Here is a 19815-nt window from a genome sequence, read left to right as displayed (position 1 = left end):
AGACGTACTACCTGTTTCTTTTCGTCTTCTTGGCTGTATCGGATGTTTTGGTCCATTCAACTTGTGGAGAATAGTAATGGAGATGATAAAGTACTGTACTTACAACCCCTTTGATTTGTTTTTGAATGGTAAAACTTGTTTCTCTACTCTTTCATATTGAGTAAGTAATTGCCTAATAAAAGAGAATTTCGGTACTAACCAATACGAAATTACCGCTGAAATACACCCTATTAAAGCCCCTACTGCAACATCAAAAGGATAATGAACCCTACCCAAATACGAGAGATCGCTATACAAAGTGCAAGTATAAGCCATAGCCATCCAGTTTTTTACGAACAAGCCAAAACGAAAAACAAATTGAAAAAAAGAGAATCGTATGGTCACTAGGAAATGAATTATCTACAGCATGGTCAACAAGTTTATTAACATCAGGCAATACTGCAAACGGTTGATAATTCAGATGGAATTTCCCTGCTATTTTCCCGATTACTTCAGCAATTACAAAAGCAACCATCGCTTGAATAACCATCATCCTACTTTTTCTGGACCCAGTAAACCAATAAGCTAAAATAATTAAAGCAAAAATATATACCATATATTCTGCCAAAAATACGATGGCCGGGTTTAGGAATGAATATTGTTTACCTAAATCATTAAGTGCTCGAAAAATATCAATATTGAATTGAGAAAAAGACATTTCAAATCCCTCCTTTTTCGTAAGGTGTTTGACTGATTGCTATATACCTTCATTACATGAATCGTTTTGGTTATTGTACTCATCTAAAAATATCAACACCTTACGAAATCGCTTTCTTCTTTTTCACTTTAATAAAAAAAGAAAAAGGAAAACATCGAACTTTCTTACAAACATTCGTGCATTCTTACAGTTTTGTCATTTTCTCGTCACTTTGTAAATAGGTTCATCGTCTTGCCTTTTGCTATATTCATAAACTCGTATGTCTACAATTACGGAAACCCTAATCACACATAAAAAAGAGAAGAACCTTGGTGAGTTCTTCTCTTTTTTATTTATTAAATTGTAATATAATTACAGTATGTGAAATTATACTATTTTAACTTTAAAACAAATGAACTTAACGCAGGAACTTTAATTTTATTATCATGGACAACATAAAGTGGTTTACTTCCTGCCTGCTTCCCGTCTACTAGTACTTTCCAAGGACCTTTCGATGGAAGTGTTATTTCAACAGCTTCTCTATTTGCATTGTGAGCCACCGTAAAGTATTCATTTTTATTCCCCTCTATTGTATAAGCTACAGTATTTTTCGGAGCATCAATAAATGATACATGTGTTTTTATTTGTTCTGCAGATGTCATTCGAAAAGCTGAGTACTTTTTGCGTAATTCTATTAAACCCTTCATATAATCTACTTCATTATTAAACGTTGCTCTGCGCAGCCAATCCATCTGGTTAATTGAATCTGGAGATTTGTAACTATTATGATCACCATATTTCGTGCGCATAAACTCTTGTCCCGCATGTAAGAACGGAATACCTTGTGATGTTAATAAAATCGAAGAAGACAATTTGTGCATTTGTTTTCGCACTTCTTCACTGTCACTTGGATTAGTCAACTCAAGTTTATCCCATAATGTATGATTATCATGTGCTTCCACATAAGTTAGCACCTGCTCTGGATCTTGATAAGTCGACGAATTTGTATCGTAGTCAATCCCTGCCGTAATGCCTTTTTTAATACGATCTTCCATGTTTTCCTTTCCATTTATAAAACCATTTTCCTTCTCCTCAAATACACTACCTTTCAATCCATCACGTATATTATCGTTAAAATGAGCAATCCCTTTCATTTTCTCTGCATTTTTTTGATTTGCTTTCAGCTCAGCTGCAAGAGGTGTATTTAAATCCCATCCTTCTCCATGCAGTATAATAGAAGGGTCAATTTGATTAACAGCTTTACGTATTTCATTCATCGTTTCATAATCATGAATACCCATTAAATCAAAACGGAATCCATCTAAATTGTATTCTTTTGCCCAATATGTGACGGAATCTATCATAAATTTCCTCATCATTTTTCGTTCTGAAGCAGTATCATTTCCTACTCCAGTGCCATTTGCGAATGTTCCATCTTCATTGTAACGATAATAATAACCTGGAACTAACTTATGAAAATTAGATTCAGTAGCACTGTACATATGGTTATACACTACATCCATTACAACACGAAGATTATTATCATGCAGTGTTTGAATCATTTGCTTTAATTCTGTTATTCGAACAGTTGGCTCATATGGATTTGTAGAATAGGATCCCTCTGGAACATTGAAATTTTTCGGATCATATCCCCAGTTATACTGTGGTTCGTTTACATTCTCTTCATTTACTGAAGCATAATCAAATATCGGTAAAAACTGAACGTGAGTAACACCAAGGTCCTTTATATGATCAAGTCCTGTTTTTACACCTTCTGGCCCTTTTGTTCCTTTTTCTGTTACACCTAAATATTTTCCTTTCTGTTTAATGCCACTTTCGGGCTGAATAGAAAGATCACGTACATGCAATTCATAAATAATAGCATCTTCTGGATTTTTAAATTTTGGCTTTTTGTTTGCTTTCCATTTTTTCGGATTTGTTTCTTCTAAATCAACAACCGCACCTTTATCTCCATTTACAGAAGCAGCACGCGCATACGGATCAACGGCTTCAATCCACTTATCACCAATTTTTACCTTATACGTATAATAGAGACCTTTTTGATTCCCTTTAAGTTCTGCTTTCCAAGTGCCCTTTTCACTTTGTTGCATGTTTATTTCAGTACCTATTTTATCGTTCCATTTTTTATATGTAACTAATTTCGCTTCACTCGAAGTAGGAGCCCATACACGGAACTTTGTATGTTGTGGTGTATATATATTCCCTAAATCGTTACCACCATAATAAAATGAATGATCAAACTCCTCACTACGAATTACTTTACCGATTTCAGTATTCGTATCAGCTACGTTTTCGATTTTAACTTTGTATGTCTGTTTTAAATCAATTTTCTGCTCCGTAATTATTTTAAACTTATTCGTAATATCTCCACTGTTTTTATCATAAGGACTAATACTCTTAATTTTAATCCCTTCCATTTCAATTTTCTTTTCTCTAATATTAAACGGGACATTAGTCGTTACAGTAATTTCATGGAAACTATCAATAGTTGCTTTTTGAATTGATAGATCCGATGACGGCTTAGAATTATATACTTTTTCATCACCCGAAAGAATCCATACTTCAGCACGACCGTCCTTTATATTTTCAATCCAACGATCGCTACCATCTTTTTCCCACTCATTTGTACGAATGATAAATCCTACACGATTATAGTCACCATCTATATTAATCTTTGCGTACTTTCCAAATTCATCTTCACCAGTAAATTCATATGAGTTACCATTTGCATTTTCTCCCCATATCCAAAGATTCCAGTCTTTTGTATTTCCAGACTGTTCTTTGTAATGAATGATAACTTCAGTTGTTTTCGAATTTGAAACTGCCTTTACACTTTGAAAAGAGAAAACAGATGATAACATAACGATTATAGTAAGTAATAAAACTGATTTGTTAATTAATCTTTTTATCATTTGCACCACATACACCCTTTCTTTAAATAGCATGAACGTTATATTCTGCTCGTACTACATTACAACTACTTAAATTAATCTAAAAATCTCTTTTATTTCACCCCCATATTGGCTGATTTCACATATGTATTTCAATGATCTTTTAATACGAAAACGTTTGCATTAATGTATAAAAAAATAGGTTTGTTTATGTCTTCATATATTTGTAAATACTAAAAGATCAGGGAAATCATTATAAAGCAATCGTTTGTTATCGCTTTCATTCTATAGCACTTTCCGTTAAGAGGTCAATATATTATTAATTTTCTGTTTTTATATACTATAAACCTTACATATTTGACGTAACTTTTAAAGATATCCTCCCTAATTATTGTTAAGTAAGTATATTTTCACTAATGCATAGTTACGTAAAAAAACAGCTAATGTCCTTTAAGGATATTAGCTGTTTTTCATAATGTAATAATATATGAATAATAACTATATTTCTAACCTACTTAATTTTCGCTGCATCAAATGCCTTCTGTACTGCTTGAACTTCCGCTGTATTCGCACCATATTTATTAGTTGCCACTCGAATACATGCTGATCTCAATTCTTTGAAATTAGAAGTCATGTTTAACTCATCTGTATTTGCGTAATAGAAGATATCGAACATTTTATCTTCACCAATTCCTTTAACAGTTACACCATTATGAGTTCCGCCTTTTGCAATGAGATATGCAACTTTATTAATAATACTTGAGTTAAAGTGAACGCCGCCTTGATCCCATCCATTAAAATCGTTAAATTCACTGTAATCATCTGGATAAGGTACTCCAAGTGAAGATGGAACAGAAGCTGGGTTTTCCATATCACGGAAGACAGATCCAGTTTGTTCTCCCATCGTCCAGTTAAAGCTTCCATTATTTACGTATTTCTCAATAGATGTTCCCATAATATCAGATAGTGCCTCATTTATCGCACCAGATTCACCGTAATATTCAAGATTAGATTCACTAGAAGTAACAGCATGTGTAAATTCATGCCCAGCTACGTCATATGCTTTGACGATAGGATCTCCATATACAAGCATACTACCATTATTAGCGCTTAATGCATTCTGCCAATTTTTCGGATTATTCGTCTCTTCAGAATCCCAAGCGTGTACAACTGAAACTACCTTTTGTCCCTTATTATCAAAGCTATTACGATTGTATTTATCTTTATAAAAATCAAAAACTTTTGTTGCTAAGTAATGAGCACTTACTGCTTTTGGATCGTTAAATGTTGTCGAAGTACTAGTTGCTAATGTACCAGGATAATAGTTTTCTTCTTTAGTAATATCTCTGTAATTTACATCATATGTTTCAATGCCTTGCCCTCTTGTATAATCAGCAAGAGCATATTTGCCATTACTTTGTTTAGAAATACCAAATGAACGAGAGATACCTAAATCATCTTTGCCAGTGCCTGTTAATGACGTAAGACTGCTTTTTTTACTATCCTTTAAAGCGCTAACTAATTTGTCACTGGCTTTTAAGTTAGACTCTTGCACCATATTTTTTAACATATCACCATTTTGTGCATTTACTAAATATGTACCAGAAACATATTTTGGTGTGGCAGCTTCAAATGTAACCTGGTACGCATTGCTAGCTTGTCCATTCTTTTCATCCACAAAAATAACTTCCTTAACTTCTGGCTCAGAAATAAAATTGATATCGTTCCCGTATTTCTTATAAATATATTGTTTCGCTTCATCTTTTGATAGATTGATAGGTTTTTTTAATTCTTCTTGTTTTAAATTTTGCGCGCTATCACCTGAAACACTTTTAATAACACCGTCATTATCTACGTGTGCAGTTAATTGATGGCCATATACTTCTTTTCCTTCATATGTTTGTTGTATACGTACAAGTGTAGTCCCATCATATGAACCACGTTTTTGAAGAACTTTATAATCTACTCCTGTTTCTCCATTGACTTGCTTTGGAGAAAGGGCTTGCTTTGTTTTCTCCTTAAGAGCATCTTTTACTACATTCTCTGGTGCCTTTTGTGACGGTTGTGTAAGTTCACCTGATCGGAATGATTCCTCCTGAATTTGAACTTGTAGTTGATCTGTTTCCTCTGCATGACCTACTCCGTATGGTGCTACTGCTGTTAAAGCTAAACCTGTTGTTAATGCTACCTTAGTTAACGTCTTTTTGTTTTTCATTTTTTCACCTCGTATAATTTTGAAATAGAAAGCTTGTACAAAGTATACTTGCTGTTTCTGTCGAAAAAAAGGGAAAATACACAATTTATGTAACATTATGCAAAATTACATAATATAAGGACGATGATTCAAATTAAGAACAACTTATATAAGTGCATGAATTTCAATAAAAAAAGAGCACTTTAAGGTGCTCTTCAAATACGATTATAAATTATGCATTGTGTCATTTATTAGTATATGCTCGTCTCATTTAATTGTTTATTTAATGTTTTCTCTACCCAATAATCTTTTAAAAATATATCATCCAATACGCCGGTATCCTCCGTTACTGTTTGATTAGCAAATAAAAAATATAGTAAAGATAATGCTAGATAGAAACATACTACTTATTTGCATTCATATTTATTGGTACTTTTTTAATTGGCACAAATAAATCAACCTTTAACTTTCCTTCTAAATCTTCTGCAACATTATTTAAGCAAAACTCTAAATTATCTCTATCATAATCTGCATCATACTCACTATTTGGTAGCCACTCTGCGTACATGTATTGATACGCTACACTTAATTTATGAGGTTCATCATAGAATTCGTATAGAGCGTATAGACCTCCATCTACACTTTTAAATTGCACACCCTCATGTTGTTCTTTTTCAAAGTTTTCAGGTATGGTCACGCAAGCATCATGTCGGCACATATGGCTTGCAACAAGTTCAGGATTATCTAATGAGATTCCGATAAATGATTGCTCCGGTGGATAAAGCTTATTTTCAATAGACCAGTTCAATAACTTCCCCCAATGATCTTGTGGTTCAAAGTAACTACCAGTTCTTCTTATGAATGCCACTTCTAATGGTCGTAATTCTTTTACAACTACTTTCATTTATATCATCCCCTTATTAAGTATCTATTCAATTTATTTATCTTTCAATTTGATAAATCCCTTTTAAATAAACAAATTTCTTAATTGCATAAATCTTAATTGAAATAAGATTATTTACTACTAAAGTTGTATGTACTTTCATACTTTTACTCGATTCTATATTCTTTTTTAACAGCTATAGTAATGATAAGAAATTGTAAGAATAAAGGAGGATTTAAATTGATTAAAGGAATATACGAAGCACACTTACCGGTTAGCAATTTAAGAAACTCAATTGAATTTTATGAAAAACTAGGGTTGAAATTAGCTTGGAGCGATGAATCAACAGCATTCTTTTGGATTGAAGAAGGAATGAGTTGGCTGGGGTTATGGGAAGGTTCTGAATGTGAAACGAAATATCATCCTTCTTTACGTCATATTGCATTTAGAGTTTCATATGAGGATTTAAAAGAATCATTAAATTGGTTACACTCACTTCAAATTAAAGCTGTTCCGTTTGGGAGTAATAAATCTATTGCACCTTTTGTCCGTCCACATCAAGGTAATGCATCTGTTTATTTTATTGATCCAGATGGTAATAGCTTAGAACTTATTTGTCATATTATTGTACCTAATGCACTAAAACATATAACTAATAAATTATCCTTTAAAGATTGGGAGAAACTATTAGCTGACACATTCGAATGAATATTAGCTATAAATCATAATGTCTCACCTTTATTTTTATAACATGTATAACAATCCCTAATAATAATGTCCTATCAATTTATCATTAAATAAATGTAAAAAATGACCCTATTTATTCATTTTTCATGCGTATGTATGTACATTTGTTAATTTATTCGATATATTATGTGTATTGAATGATTACGAAAAACTTATAGGTCGCTAAAAAACACCTTATATTTTTATGTCCGTGAAAACTACAAAATGTATAAAATTCCATTTGTCAAATGAATTTAATGCGGAAGGAGGTTTGTGGTTACTTCATCGGGATATAATAATCAGTTTTAAACTGATAAAATATAGGAGGCGACATTATGTTTCGTACGATTTCAAATTTCATGAGAGTAGCTGAGATAAGAAGGAAAATCCTTTTTACATTAGCGATGTTAATTGTTTTCCGAATTGGCACGTTTATTCCAGTTCCTCATACTAACGCAGAGGTATTAAAAGTACAAGATCAAGCTAACGTTTTAGGTATGCTAAACGTATTTGGCGGAGGAGCACTGCAACACTTCTCAATCTTTGCTGTAGGTATTACACCTTATATTACAGCTTCCATCATAGTACAATTACTACAAATGGACGTTATACCTAAATTTTCGGAATGGGCAAAGCAAGGAGAAATGGGCCGTAAGAAGTCAGCTCAATTCACTCGATACTTTACAATCATTCTCGCATTCATACAAGCCATTGGGATGTCTTATGGCTTTAATAATATAGCAGGTGGACAATTAATAACAGATCAAAGCTGGACTACATACTTATTTATTGCGACAGTTTTAACTGCAGGAACTGCATTTTTACTTTGGTTAGGCGAACAAATTACCGCTAACGGAGTAGGTAATGGTATTTCGATGATTATCTTCGCGGGACTTGTTGCAGCGATTCCAAATGTTGCGAACCAAATTTATTTGCAACAATTTCAAAATGCAGGCGATCAATTATTCATGCACATCATAAAGATGGTCTTAATTGGTCTTATAATTTTAGCGATAGTTGTTGGCGTTATTTACATACAACAAGCGGTGCGTAAAATACCGATTCAATATGCAAAAGCTGTTTCAGGCAACAATCAATATCAAGGAGCAAAAAATACTCATTTACCTCTTAAAGTAAATAGTGCTGGTGTAATTCCAGTAATCTTTGCTTCTGCATTTTTAATGACGCCGCGTACAATTGCGCAGCTTTTCCCTGATTCAAGCGTATCCAAATGGATAGTTGCTAATCTGGATTTTGCACATCCATTTGGAATGACACTTTATGTCGGTCTTATCGTTGCTTTCACATACTTCTACGCATTTATTCAAGTAAATCCTGAACAAATGGCTGAGAATTTGAAAAAGCAAAATGGATATGTGCCTGGTATTCGTCCTGGTAAATCAACAGAACAATATGTAACGAAAATTTTATACCGCTTAACATTTATCGGCGCGATTTTCTTAGGTGCAATTTCAATTTTACCGCTCGTATTCACGAAAATTGCTACATTACCACCTTCTGCACAAATTGGTGGTACAAGCTTACTGATCATTGTCGGTGTGGCACTTGAAACAATGAAAACGTTAGAAAGCCAGCTTGTAAAACGTCATTATAAAGGGTTTATAAAAAAAGCGAATTAAGTAAAAAAACACAGTTGGTTATTTTTCCAACTGTGTTTTTAATTCTACTGCATCTAATTTTTCTACTAATGTACCAATGACCTTTTCCAAGTTCATTATTTTTGCTTCTAACGCTCGAATACGTTTATTGCTCTCATCTACATCATTATATTTTAAACTGTTATTAGAGACTTTGAACTGCTCTCCTAATTCGGAAGTGATATCTTCAATTGTTGATTTTTCATTATTACTGGTTGTATTTGTATTTGATTTTAATTCAAACTGAATTTCAAACGTCGTATTAAACATTTCTCTTAATGTATTAAATACTAATTCTTTATAATGAGATTCTAACCAGTCACGTGCAAATTCATTTGGACAATAAATTGTTAATATATCATCCTCTAAATAAACAGTAGTATTCGTAAACCAAGTTTCATATGATGGTTTTGAAATTTGCGGTCGAATTTTTTCCTTGACTTCAGTCCAATTTATTTTCATAATAACTCCCCTCTTTTTGCAGATCTCTTTCATATAGCTTAATAATATTACGCTTTTCCAATAAATAAAGTCAATCCGTATCATGAATAAAATGAAAGCAGCCCTGCTATATACAGAACTGCTTCTTTATATAATTACATTTCTTTCTCAAATAATCTCCCTTTTCTGAAATAAGACCGGAGTGTGGATCGATTAGCTAAAAATACACCAACCAAAATGAAACATGCACCTATTCCCATTGTAGCGTTTAAAGGTTCTCCTAATATAATATATCCTACTATAATAGCAATTAACGGTGATACGTATAACCATGTTGACGGGAATACAGGATTTGTTTTTGATAAGAGCCAATAATATAATCCGTGCCCACCAATTGATCCGATAAAGATAAGATATAAAATAGGCCACTGTACACTCCAAGAAGCTAGTGTAGTTACATTCGGTTGTTCTACTATGCCAGACACGATTAGTAGTAAAACGCCTCCATAAAACATTTGAATACCATTAATGAGAAATGGCGATACACTTTGTAAATCCGAAAGTATTTCTTTTGAGCGAATTGAGCCTATTCCGTAAAATAATTCTCCTATTATTAAAACAAAACAAGCGATACTCCATATAAAACTTACTTCTTGGTGCATTCCTGGTAAAGAAACAAAAACAACGCCTATTAGCGCGATGATTAAAGCAAGAAGTTGCTCCTTTTGTAATTTTGTCTTATTTCTCTTTGTCTGTAATAACAAAATCATCATCGGTCCTGTAGCAGATAGCACAGCAGCTAGCCCTGAAGAAATATATTGTTCCGCCCAGTACAAACTTGCGAATGTCATAAACGTTAAGCAAAAACCAGCATATATAATACGTTTTGAAAATATATGTGGCATAATTTCTTTTCGCTTTAGCTTAAATATAATCATTAAGATTACTCCTGCTAGAAAGAAACGAATTCCTGCTGAAAATAATGGGGGTGCACCTGCTCCAATTCCGATTTTTATTGTTAAAAATGTTGTTCCAAAAATTATACATACTAAAATATAATTAAAAATGACCATTACTCTTCCTCCTTTTTACTCTTCACATGAGTATAGAAGGTATGGTGTATAACAGTGTATTTATGTATATAACAGTTTCCTAAAATCGTAGTTGATTCTCTTTATATTTTCCGCTTAAATTAAATAAAAAAGAAAAAGGTGAAACCATGAAGATTGTCCTTCGTAAAGAATCCAACATACCGTATTACCAGCAAATATATATGCAAATCGTTGAAAGAGTACAAAGCGGCATGCTTTCACATGGTGACTCACTTCCATCTTTACGCTCGATGGCCGAAGATTTACAGATTAGTCTATTAACTGTTCGTAAGGCGTATAAACAGCTAGAAAAGAAAGAATATATACGAATTGAACAAGGTAAAGGGGCTTATATACAAAAACATGTAAAGAAAAATTTCAAAACAGTTCCGTATAAATGGCAACAAACGAAAACGATTAATGTTATGCGATCTCAATATGCAATGAATCAGCACCGGAAATATTACGATTTTTCACAAGCGATTTTATATCCTCGTTTATTGCCAAATCCATTCTTGGCAGACGAAATGCATAAAATACTTAATAAAGACCAGATGATTCTAGCAACTTATGGACCAGTTCAAGGAGATTATGAATTGCGAGTTGAAATAGCAAAGCACTTAAATGAACACCAGAAATTATTGACAGATCCATCTCAGTTATTAATTACAAGCGGAGCACAACAAGGAATTGATTTAATTGCTCAAACACTAATAAAACCTGGTGATATTGTATTAGTAGAAAGTCCGTGTTATAGTGCTGCGCTTGATATTTTCATCAATAAAGGGGCTCGAATTATACCCGTTTCTCTTGATAATTATGGAATTCGATCCGACTTAATCGATGATATTTGTCAAAGTAAAAATCCCATTTTATTGTATACGAATCCAACTTTTCAGAACCCAACAGGTACAGTAATGAGTAAAGAACGAAGAATGGAACTTATAGAATTGGCAGAGCTATATGAGTTTTTTATCATTGAAGATGATTCTTTCGGTGAAATATATTTTGAGGGCGTGACTGTTCCCCCTCCTATTAAAAATTTTGATACAAACGGTCACGTAATATATATAAAAGGATTTAGTAAAACGTTAGCACCAGGACTACGTATTGCATCACTTATTGCCGATGGCCCTATTTTCGAATGGTTATATGCTGTAAAAGGTTCAATGGATATCGGTAGTCCTTTATTAACACAAAAAGCACTTCTACCATTTTTACGTGCAGAACGTATGAAAAATCATTTAGAAAAATTACGTACGGCTTTACAAATTAGACGTGATATAACGATTGATATGTTATCACCACTTAAAGAAATGCACTTTGAAATACCAAATGGCGGCTTTAATTTATGGATTACTCTTCCTGATTCGATAGATCCCTTTACCTTATTACAAAAAGTAAATGAAGTAGATGTGTCTTTTTTACCAGGTACAGCTTGTCTATTAAATCCCGAAACAAATAATAATCATTTAAGAATCAGCTATTCGATGTTAAATGAAAAAGATATGATAATTGGATTAGAGAGATTACATGATATAATGCGAAAGTTTATGCTATAAAAGCAAATACCCCAAAATATTTTGGGGTATTTGCTTTTTATTACATAAAACTCACCATATAAATAATATTTTCATTATCATTCCATTTTAATTACAATCTTACCTCTAACATGCTGACCTTCACTCAAAATATGAGCTTCTCTAATCCCTTCCTCACTAAACGGCATAACTTTACTTATAATTGGTTTTACTTTTCCATGTACAATTAAATCTGATAATGCTTCTAATTGTTTTCCGTTTGGTTTTAGCCATAAAAAACCTGATTTTATCTCTTTTACTTTTTGAATTGGTTCATGGACAATCGAAACTAATACACCACCAGGTTTTAAAATCTGAAAGCTTTTTTCTTGTACTTCCCCACCTATTGTATCTAATACAATATCAAAATCTGATAGTAATTCTTCAAATTTATCTTTTTTATAATCAATAACGAGATCTGCCCCTAAAGACTTTAAAAACTCTTCATTCTTACTACTGGCAGTTGTCGCAACAAAAGCTCCAAATGATTTTGCGATTTGGATTGCCAAACTTCCAACTCCACCAGCTCCAGCATGAATAAGTACTCGGTCATGTTCTTTTATTTTTGCGTAATCTACAAGACTTTGCCATGCAGTAAGTCCTGCAAGAGGAATAGAAGCTGCCTCTTCAAAACTCAGATTTGTAGGCATATAGGATACTAAATCCGATTTTACTGTAATGAATTCAGCATAAGAGCCCTGCCCTATATTTTCAGGTTTCGTATACACCTTATCTCCTATTTTGAAACATTCTATCTCTTCCCCAACTTCTTCAATAACTCCCGCTACATCTAGCCCTAAAATGATTGGAAATGAAAAACGCAACTGTTCTTGTAAGTCTCCTTTTCTTATTTTCCAATCAACAGGATTAATAGATGTTGCGAGAATACGTATTAATACCTCATTATTCTTAACAACTGGTTTTAAAACTTGTCTTTCTTTTAATTCTTCAACACTACCATATTGATCTATAACAATTGCTTTCATTTCCTCTCCTCCTTACTGTTTATTTTAATAACATACAAATATTTCTCAAAATTTTTTTCCTTAAATTATCATAAACTTATTTTTGGGGGTAATTATGCAAGAAACATAGAAAATCTTACACACACCTTAGAGTCATTCAAAATTGTGTTTTTAATTACATTCAAAAGAAATGGAGAGAACTCTATGACTGAAAAGATATTTAAAATAAACGGGATTGATATATGTACAGAAAGCTTTGGAAACCCTAAAAATCCAGCTATTTTATTAATTATGGGTGCTACGTGTTCAATGGTTTATTGGGATGAAGAATTTTGTGAACAGTTGGCGAATAGCGGGGCATTTGTTATTCGTTTTGATAACCGTGATGTGGGACGCTCCGTCGCATATGAACCTGGAACTTCTAATTATTCCGTTACGGATATGGCTGAAGATGCAATTGGGGTACTTGATGCTTATCATATTGATCAAGCGCATCTATTCGGGATGTCTTTAGGGGGTATGATCGCTCAAATTGCTGCTGTAAAACATCCCGAAAGAATTTTATCGTTAACATTATTAGCTACAAGTATAATAGGCTCTGACGATAACACGCGCGATTTACCTCCGATGGATGAAAGAATTTTAACACATCACGCAAATGGCACGCATTTAGATTGGACAAATGAAAATGTTGTAGCAGAATATTTAGTTTCAGGGTCCCGTCTATTATGCGGGTCCAAACGCACATTTGATGAAAAAAGAGTCTATAATCAAGTAAAACAAGAAATTGAACGAGCTAACAATTTATTAAGCATGTTTAATCACGCTTTACTTCAAGGCGATGATGCATATGAAGGGGTGCTTCACTCCATACAAGTACCTACATTAGTCATTCACGGAACAGACGATACCGCACTCCCTTTTGAACATGGTCTCGCACTTATCGACGAGATTCCTAACTCAGTTCTATTAACTCTTGAAGGCGCCGGACATGAGATTCATCCTGATGACTGGGAAGACATCATTCATGCTGTTACTGAACATACAGCTAAAATAATAGAAAAATAATGAATAGGAGGGGCACGCCGCAATTTGTATCCCCCTATCTTTACATGTAAAAAAGCCCATCACTGTATCCGTATGTATAGTGATGGGCAATACTTATATTTTTCTATGTTTAAAAAAACGGACAATCTAATTGGTCAACAGCTTCCCATGATTTTTTTTTTTTATTATCGGTGGATTTATTTGCTTCTAGTGGTACGCTTTTAAAAGGATTAACTTCTACTTTTAATAAAGATGATGGCTCCACGTATAACGAGAAAACATGGCTACTTGGTATAGCTTTTGACACATCAATATCTCCTACTTGTTTAAAAAGTTGCTGCGCTGCAAAGAAAAAGAAGTTGGTTGGATTTGATTGTTTATTCAGCCATGCAAGCATTTCAGGTGATACTGACTTATGAATATTAATTTTTACTCGGTCACCACGTTTATATCGCCTAGATCGCATACTTCCACCAACTAACTTATTGTTAAGTTTGTAAATCCTAACTCTTTTTGCTTATGCTCTCTATATTTTGGCGAACAAGTGTAGACTAATAATCCACGTGCATTTGTAAATAATGGATTATCTACAAAGATTACATTTGTTAAACGCCCTTTTTGTTTTAAAATCATTTTCAGGCTATTTTTTATGATAACTGCGCCCCCGCCATAAATAAATACATATGGATCGTCTTTCATATCATCAATTTTGTTAATAATATCCGTTGCAACACGCGCTGCTAAACCTAATAGTGCTGGTTGTGATTCCTCAACTAATAATGCATTTCTAGGGTGTTTATCATTTAAATAAATTTGATTGAATTCTGTAATACTATCAATTGTCTTTGTTGGATACTTCCGGTTCCATCTCGTAATAATTTGTAGTAACGTTTCTTTCACACCGTACGATAAACCCTTACTTAGTTGTGGTCTAAAGTTTACACCTAGTGAAACGACTTCTTCTGTTGTCCCTGCACCAATATCAAAAGATAATAATGTTTTATCAACAAAATCAATTTCTGACACTTTATTTTGTTCACATTCTATTTTATGTTTTACAACATTTCCTTCTTCATCATATACAATGCCCCACGTCCCAGAAGCACCTTCAGGTAGGCATTTACAATATTCGATGGAAATATTAATTGTAACATCACGTCCGTTTGGATAATGGAACACAACCTTATGATTCCCCATATAACGTTTCGCATTTTCCGCAGCTATTTCTTGTGTAATAAGCTGCATAGGGAGAGCAACAGATAAATCATAACGAATGTTAATATGACTAGAAGTTGGACTTTGACGCATAGCACTTACCGCTAAACCAGATAGAATCGTAATAACCATTAACTCATCAGTTGACTTATTCGATTTCTTCTCAACTTCAGTACCTTTTAATTGATCTTGAATGACTTTTTCTCCAACGATATACCGCACATTATTTAACATTAACGATGGAGAACTAATGGTCACGTCAATGTGATTTTCTAATTCAGATAATGAAACATCTCCCTCATCTAACAATCCTGTAGGCTCTCCTATATATAAAGCATATATACTCGGAATAAAAATAGGATCTTGCCCTTTCACCATTAACTTCAAACCGTTATTACCTGCATCAGCACCAGCTTTTAAAAGAATAGACATAACTACCCCCTAAATTAATCTGACATCCCTTCCAAATATATGCGAGCCCATTCTTTTACATTCAAATGTAATGTAATTTTTTATTAACCGTAAATACAAAATATCATTTTCGCGGCCTCATGTGTAAAAAGTATTTGACATTAAAGTTTCCCAATTTTATACTATAGTTGTAAAGAGTTTTTTACAACAATGGAGGTGCTATTTCTAAATTGAACCATAAAAAATTTATTTTCATAATTATCGTTTTATCATTAATTGTCGTTCTCATACATGGAGCATATAAATATGTAACGGAAGGTTCGATTTTAGGAGGAACAATATTCGCTTTTTCGTTAATTATCGGTAATTTAATTAATCAAATTACTTGGGGAGATCCGAACGGAGTATCGAAAGAAAGCCAAGATGAAATGGGACAGCAAATCAAATATAAAAGTTTTAAAGTTGCTTATTTTGTACTTATATGCCTTATGTTTTTAATTTTAATAGTATCAGAAGGATTTGCATTCCTATTACTTGATGAAATAAAAAACCTTCCTCTGTTCATCGCGCTTTGTTCTTCATTCTTTATTTATCCTATTGTCGAACTTATAGTCGCAAAACAATATAAATAAAAAGATGAGATTTTCTATATACAGAAAATCTCATCTTTTTATATTTACATCCCTTCTACTATCGCTTTTAATTTATTCACAGTCCGCCAATTCCTTATCGTAGCTGGTGTATGTAACTTCTGGAACTGATTCATTAATTTTGAATTTCGAATGCTATTTTTGAAAAATAAATACACAACTTTTTCATGTATATAACAATCTTCAGTCTCATTTTTTTGCATAAGTAGCTGATCTTTTTCTAATTCAGAAAGTTCATTTGCTAAGAAGGCAACATGTATACTTTCGCCTTCTCGCAATGAATTGACTTCATAGGGGCATCTTTTGGTAATGTTTATAAATTCCTCATGTGTTCTTAACATAACCGGAACACCAAAACCAAAAACGTTTTTAATTTCAGATTGTATTCGTTTGTTTAAAAAATCAATATCTTTTTCAGATTCGAACACGATATTACCACTTTGAATATATGTTTTTACTTGTTTTAGTCCTATTGATTCAAACATTTGTTTTAAATCAGCCATTTTAATTATCTTATGACCGCCTACATTGATTCCTCTTAGTAGTGCAATATAAATTGTCATAGCAATCCTCCACATTTTAATGAACTGAACAATTGAATTGATTTTCCCCCTCATATTTCTCAAATATTTGTTTTAATTCCTCTAACATATCATGTATAGATAATACCTCAAATAAAATGATAGATTCACTGGAAAAATGATGATGATATTGATTCGGTTTACAATGTGCTAAATCATTTTTATAATTCCAAAATTGCTTGTCTAATTCATCAATCAGTTTAAAATGCTCCTCATCCATTTTATTACAATTATTTCTTAATATAGAAATTATAGAATGAATTGTTCGTCGTAAAATCTCTTTTTCATTTTGCGACCAGTCACATGTTTCAATTGGTGTTCGAGCTAAATTATCTATATGATAAATAATTTGCTGTAATAAATGCAGTTGCTTTTGTACAAGTAAAAAACTTCTCATTTCTTTTTTTGTATGTCGATGATATTTCCAATCTTTTTGCTCATATTGAACAAATTGTACCGCTTTATGTAATAATAAATTCACTTTAGATAGATTATGAGTTGTCTCTTTGGTTATCACTTTCCCTTCAATTAATGCATTAAGCCATTCCTCCATAATATTTGCCGTTTTAACAAATAGTTCCTCTGTACATCCCGAAATTGTTTTAACATAATGTGGTGGTAAGATGAAAAAATTCACTAAAGTAGACACTATAATACCAGTAGATGTAGTAGCTAATCGAATTAAAAATGCAGTAAAATAGTGATCTGCCGTAATTGAGATCATTGCAACAGCAGTTAATGTTGCAACTAACGTTCCCGCATGTAACTTTAGTTTTTGACATGTAACGATTGTAAACATCGCTGCTAACGCATAAGAAAGCGCCTGATGACCTAGGAAAAATGTGAAAGTCATTGCATATGCTGATCCAATTGTTGAAGCTGGAAAACGAACCAGTCCTTTTTTTATAGAATCCGTTGCAGTTGGCTCAATCGTTACAATTGCGGTGATAACAGCAAATATAGTTGGAATATTGAAAAATTCACAAACTAGAACTGTAAGAAAAACCGCAATTCCTGTTTTTATCACCCTTCCACCGATAATATTCCATTTTCTAACTTGATTCATTTTGTATTTCCTTCATTTCTATTTCATTTATTTATATATTACATATCTTTCTAAATAAAAAACTTACTACTTTTGTACAAGAGTAAGTTTTTTCTCGTTATTTTATGATAGGTAAATGCATTATGATTTGTTGACCAATTGGTCCCATTCTTCTAAAACCTTTGTCTTGGAAGCCAACTTTTTCATATAAATTTTGTGCAGGAATATTTTTTTCATTCACAGCAAGTACAACTTCATTTTTCATCGGAAAATAACATTGTACAAACTCTTGTAATAGTGCCAGTGATTTTTTAGCGTATCCCTTCCTTTGTCTATTGTGATTTATAGAAAATGAAGTTAAAAGTAAAGCGTTCTCATTTTCTGTGAACTCCTGCACTCTATCTCCTGTTTGCAATGCAAAAAGACCAACAGGTACCCTATTGTAATCTAAAATAACAATCACATTTTTTGTACGATCATTTTTTGCTTTTTTCAATAATTCAACTGGGTCCGATGTAAATTGAACTTGTTCACTTGGTAAAGTAAATGTTTGTATAACTTCCTTAAATTCCTCTTTATACGGAACTAATTGAATTTCCCCTGTATGTATGTTCATGATAAACTCTCCCATTTTTTACTTATTAACTTAAACCTTGCTGCACTTTAGAATGTACTTTGCCATCTAAAAATGTAATTTCAACTAATGCAGTTGGATTGCTTCCCTTCCAAGCAAAGATTTGCTTAATTTGTGTAGAATGTTCCACCCCTTCTTCTATGAGTAAATCCCCCTCAAAACCAATTAAATCTTTCACTTCTTTATAAGTCATTCCTTCATTTATATTGGAGAAATGATTTATATTGATAGATTCTTTCTTTTGATTTTCCATCACAGTAGAAGAAGTCGCTGTTTGCTTTTTTACTTCTTTCTTCTGTTCACACGCTGTCATACTGAAACCTAAGCATAAACTACATAATATTAATGTGCTTTTTTTCATCATAACAGTTGTCCCTCCCATAATAATTAAACCATATATTCCCTTAAAAATAAACTGAATATTTAATATTATATTGAGAAACCCTGTACAATTTAGTACAGGGTTACGGTTAAATTTATTTATTTAAGTGATTATTTGATTGGTCATTCTGTTCTTTTCTCAGTTCTTGTTCTTCATCTTTTGGTAATTGTTTATCATTATCTTTTATTGGATTCGTTTCTCGATTTTCAATCATGTCATTTGGAACTTGTGGCATTACTCGGCCAACAATTGCTGCTAACTCATCCAGTATACCTTCACCTGTTTTTCCTTTTTTAATTTGCTTTCCAATTTGTTTCAGTCTTTCATACGTATCAACATCTGCTACAACGACTGCATTAGCACCATCAGGATCGTTTTTTAAGCTTTCTGCAACAGAGTATTTTATGGACTCAACACGTGTTCGATCTAGTTTCGCTTTTACATCAATTCCTACAATAGCATATTTCCCAACTACTACCGCTGTCGCATCATTTACACCTGGCACACTTGCCGCTAAAGATGCTAAATGGTCCGCTGCTTTTTCATTTGGCTTATTTGACTTATTTGACTTATTTGTATAATTAACATTTTTCATTGAAACATTTTTTTGCTCGGGCTTTTCATTTGGATTATCTTTTTTTCCAATACTGCATCCAGTTATTAATAAACAAACCATCAATAGATATATTAAAATCTTCATTATTCTCACCACTTTACCATTCAA

General features: G+C 32.7%; 18 protein-coding genes and 1 pseudogene. 5 read left to right on the top strand and 14 right to left on the bottom strand.

Annotation, left to right across the window (positions count from 1 at the left end; all coding sequences use genetic code 11):
- Nucleotides 1–99 precede the first annotated feature (99 nt).
- The 4 genes and pseudogenes from ACTFRN_RS16090 to ACTFRN_RS16075 form a co-directional block, all read right to left on the bottom strand.
- Nucleotides 100–697 (bottom strand): annotated as a pseudogene (locus ACTFRN_RS16090) (undecaprenyl-diphosphatase).
- A gap of 371 nt (nucleotides 698–1068) precedes the next feature.
- Nucleotides 1069–3615, bottom strand: coding sequence for a type I pullulanase (gene pulA / locus ACTFRN_RS16085; protein ID WP_001177926.1), 2547 nt, complete (start codon nucleotides 3613–3615; stop codon nucleotides 1069–1071).
- A 484-nt stretch (nucleotides 3616–4099) separates the two neighbouring features.
- The gene (locus ACTFRN_RS16080; protein WP_073531074.1) at nucleotides 4100–5803 is read right to left on the bottom strand and encodes a M4 family metallopeptidase; all 1704 of its coding nucleotides are present in this window, start codon (nucleotides 5801–5803) and stop codon (nucleotides 4100–4102) included.
- 382 nt (nucleotides 5804–6185) lie between these two features.
- Nucleotides 6186–6686, bottom strand: a complete 501-nt coding sequence (locus ACTFRN_RS16075) for an AraC family transcriptional regulator (RefSeq protein WP_000869972.1) — start codon at nucleotides 6684–6686, stop codon at nucleotides 6186–6188.
- A gap of 219 nt (nucleotides 6687–6905) precedes the next feature.
- Between ACTFRN_RS16075 and ACTFRN_RS16070 the strand changes: the two genes are divergently transcribed.
- Together ACTFRN_RS16070 and secY are read left to right on the top strand one after the other, a co-directional pair.
- Nucleotides 6906–7373, top strand: a complete 468-nt coding sequence (locus tag ACTFRN_RS16070; RefSeq protein ID WP_049112281.1) for a VOC family protein — start codon at nucleotides 6906–6908, stop codon at nucleotides 7371–7373.
- 353 nt (nucleotides 7374–7726) lie between these two features.
- A complete protein-coding gene (gene secY / locus ACTFRN_RS16065) occupies nucleotides 7727–9031 on the top strand; it encodes a preprotein translocase subunit SecY (protein ID WP_000490139.1) in 1305 nt (434 codons plus the stop codon).
- Nucleotides 9032–9049: 18 nt separating this feature from the next.
- On the opposite strand, the gene ACTFRN_RS16060 is transcribed toward secY, so the two are convergent.
- Together ACTFRN_RS16060 and ACTFRN_RS16055 are read right to left on the bottom strand one after the other, a co-directional pair.
- The gene (locus ACTFRN_RS16060) at nucleotides 9050–9544 is read right to left on the bottom strand and encodes a DnaA N-terminal domain-containing protein (protein ID WP_411538077.1); all 495 of its coding nucleotides are present in this window, start codon (nucleotides 9542–9544) and stop codon (nucleotides 9050–9052) included.
- A gap of 101 nt (nucleotides 9545–9645) precedes the next feature.
- Nucleotides 9646–10563 carry a DMT family transporter gene (locus tag ACTFRN_RS16055; RefSeq protein WP_049110936.1) on the bottom strand — a complete coding sequence of 306 codons (918 nt, stop codon included), beginning with the start codon at nucleotides 10561–10563 and terminating at the stop codon, nucleotides 9646–9648.
- A 146-nt stretch (nucleotides 10564–10709) separates the two neighbouring features.
- Here ACTFRN_RS16055 and pdxR point away from each other — a divergent pair, with 146 nt between their 5' ends.
- A complete protein-coding gene (gene pdxR / locus ACTFRN_RS16050; RefSeq protein ID WP_049110937.1) occupies nucleotides 10710–12143 on the top strand; it encodes a MocR-like pyridoxine biosynthesis transcription factor PdxR in 1434 nt (477 codons plus the stop codon).
- A gap of 77 nt (nucleotides 12144–12220) precedes the next feature.
- On the opposite strand, the gene ACTFRN_RS16045 is transcribed toward pdxR, so the two are convergent.
- Nucleotides 12221–13147, bottom strand: coding sequence for an NADP-dependent oxidoreductase (locus ACTFRN_RS16045; RefSeq protein WP_000644567.1), 927 nt, complete (start codon nucleotides 13145–13147; stop codon nucleotides 12221–12223).
- A gap of 183 nt (nucleotides 13148–13330) precedes the next feature.
- Here ACTFRN_RS16045 and ACTFRN_RS16040 point away from each other — a divergent pair, with 183 nt between their 5' ends.
- Nucleotides 13331–14194, top strand: a complete 864-nt coding sequence (locus ACTFRN_RS16040) for an alpha/beta fold hydrolase (protein ID WP_049111610.1) — start codon at nucleotides 13331–13333, stop codon at nucleotides 14192–14194.
- Nucleotides 14195–14303: 109 nt separating this feature from the next.
- Here ACTFRN_RS16040 and ACTFRN_RS16035 read toward each other — a convergent pair whose 3' ends face one another.
- Both ACTFRN_RS16035 and ACTFRN_RS16030 read right to left on the bottom strand, forming a co-directional pair.
- The gene (locus ACTFRN_RS16035; protein ID WP_001257756.1) at nucleotides 14304–14639 is read right to left on the bottom strand and encodes a hypothetical protein; all 336 of its coding nucleotides are present in this window, start codon (nucleotides 14637–14639) and stop codon (nucleotides 14304–14306) included.
- Nucleotides 14640–14650: 11 nt separating this feature from the next.
- Nucleotides 14651–15820, bottom strand: a complete 1170-nt coding sequence (locus tag ACTFRN_RS16030) for a ParM/StbA family protein (RefSeq protein ID WP_000025611.1) — start codon at nucleotides 15818–15820, stop codon at nucleotides 14651–14653.
- 209 nt (nucleotides 15821–16029) lie between these two features.
- Here ACTFRN_RS16030 and ACTFRN_RS16025 point away from each other — a divergent pair, with 209 nt between their 5' ends.
- Nucleotides 16030–16431: a hypothetical protein gene (locus ACTFRN_RS16025; protein WP_014893659.1), complete on the top strand. Its 402-nt coding sequence runs from the start codon at nucleotides 16030–16032 to the stop codon at nucleotides 16429–16431.
- Between the two features lie 44 nt (nucleotides 16432–16475).
- Here the strand turns inward: ACTFRN_RS16025 and ACTFRN_RS16020 are convergent, their stop codons facing one another.
- The 5 genes from ACTFRN_RS16020 to ACTFRN_RS16000 all read right to left on the bottom strand — a co-directional run bounded on the left by ACTFRN_RS16020 (nucleotide 16476) and on the right by ACTFRN_RS16000 (nucleotide 19791).
- The gene (locus tag ACTFRN_RS16020; protein WP_049111615.1) at nucleotides 16476–17012 is read right to left on the bottom strand and encodes a DUF1697 domain-containing protein; all 537 of its coding nucleotides are present in this window, start codon (nucleotides 17010–17012) and stop codon (nucleotides 16476–16478) included.
- 16 nt (nucleotides 17013–17028) lie between these two features.
- The gene (locus ACTFRN_RS16015) at nucleotides 17029–18096 is read right to left on the bottom strand and encodes an aromatic acid exporter family protein (protein WP_049111611.1); all 1068 of its coding nucleotides are present in this window, start codon (nucleotides 18094–18096) and stop codon (nucleotides 17029–17031) included.
- A gap of 97 nt (nucleotides 18097–18193) precedes the next feature.
- Nucleotides 18194–18691 carry a GNAT family N-acetyltransferase gene (locus ACTFRN_RS16010; RefSeq protein ID WP_001020860.1) on the bottom strand — a complete coding sequence of 166 codons (498 nt, stop codon included), beginning with the start codon at nucleotides 18689–18691 and terminating at the stop codon, nucleotides 18194–18196.
- A 25-nt stretch (nucleotides 18692–18716) separates the two neighbouring features.
- The gene (locus ACTFRN_RS16005; RefSeq protein WP_000976539.1) at nucleotides 18717–19073 is read right to left on the bottom strand and encodes a lipoprotein; all 357 of its coding nucleotides are present in this window, start codon (nucleotides 19071–19073) and stop codon (nucleotides 18717–18719) included.
- 112 nt (nucleotides 19074–19185) lie between these two features.
- On the bottom strand, nucleotides 19186–19791 hold the full coding sequence (locus ACTFRN_RS16000; protein ID WP_088106755.1) for a YhcN/YlaJ family sporulation lipoprotein: 606 nt from the start codon (nucleotides 19789–19791) through the stop codon (nucleotides 19186–19188).
- Between the last annotated feature and the right edge of the window lie 24 nt (nucleotides 19792–19815).

It is taken from the genome of Bacillus cereus group sp. MYBK245-2 (assembly GCF_051916145.1).
Classification (GTDB): Bacteria; Bacillota; Bacilli; order Bacillales; family Bacillaceae_G; genus Bacillus_A; species Bacillus_A pacificus.
The sequence above is the reverse complement of the archived record's forward strand: the minus strand, read 5'-3'. Positions and strand labels throughout refer to the sequence as shown.

Bases quoted from the DNA above. Each gene is read 5' to 3' on its own strand.
- ACTFRN_RS16080 (WP_073531074.1), bottom strand. From the start codon at position 5,803: ATGAAAAACAAAAAGACGTTAACTAAGGTAGCATTAACAACAGGTTTA.
- ACTFRN_RS16075 (WP_000869972.1), bottom strand. From the start codon at position 6,686: ATGAAAGTAGTTGTAAAAGAATTACGACCATTAGAAGTGGCATTCATA.
- secY (WP_000490139.1), top strand. From the start codon at position 7,727: ATGTTTCGTACGATTTCAAATTTCATGAGAGTAGCTGAGATAAGAAGG.
- ACTFRN_RS16060 (WP_411538077.1), bottom strand. From the start codon at position 9,544: ATGAAAGAGATCTGCAAAAAGAGGGGAGTTATTATGAAAATAAATTGG.
- ACTFRN_RS16055 (WP_049110936.1), bottom strand. From the start codon at position 10,563: ATGGTCATTTTTAATTATATTTTAGTATGTATAATTTTTGGAACAACA.
- pdxR (WP_049110937.1), top strand. From the start codon at position 10,710: ATGAAGATTGTCCTTCGTAAAGAATCCAACATACCGTATTACCAGCAA.
- ACTFRN_RS16045 (WP_000644567.1), bottom strand. From the start codon at position 13,147: ATGAAAGCAATTGTTATAGATCAATATGGTAGTGTTGAAGAATTAAAA.
- ACTFRN_RS16040 (WP_049111610.1), top strand. From the start codon at position 13,331: ATGACTGAAAAGATATTTAAAATAAACGGGATTGATATATGTACAGAA.
- ACTFRN_RS16035 (WP_001257756.1), bottom strand. From the start codon at position 14,639: ATGCGATCTAGGCGATATAAACGTGGTGACCGAGTAAAAATTAATATT.
- ACTFRN_RS16030 (WP_000025611.1), bottom strand. From the start codon at position 15,820: ATGTCTATTCTTTTAAAAGCTGGTGCTGATGCAGGTAATAACGGTTTG.
- ACTFRN_RS16020 (WP_049111615.1), bottom strand. From the start codon at position 17,012: ATGACAATTTATATTGCACTACTAAGAGGAATCAATGTAGGCGGTCAT.
- ACTFRN_RS16015 (WP_049111611.1), bottom strand. From the start codon at position 18,096: ATGAATCAAGTTAGAAAATGGAATATTATCGGTGGAAGGGTGATAAAA.
- ACTFRN_RS16010 (WP_001020860.1), bottom strand. From the start codon at position 18,691: ATGAACATACATACAGGGGAAATTCAATTAGTTCCGTATAAAGAGGAA.
- ACTFRN_RS16005 (WP_000976539.1), bottom strand. From the start codon at position 19,073: ATGATGAAAAAAAGCACATTAATATTATGTAGTTTATGCTTAGGTTTC.
- ACTFRN_RS16000 (WP_088106755.1), bottom strand. From the start codon at position 19,791: ATGAAGATTTTAATATATCTATTGATGGTTTGTTTATTAATAACTGGA.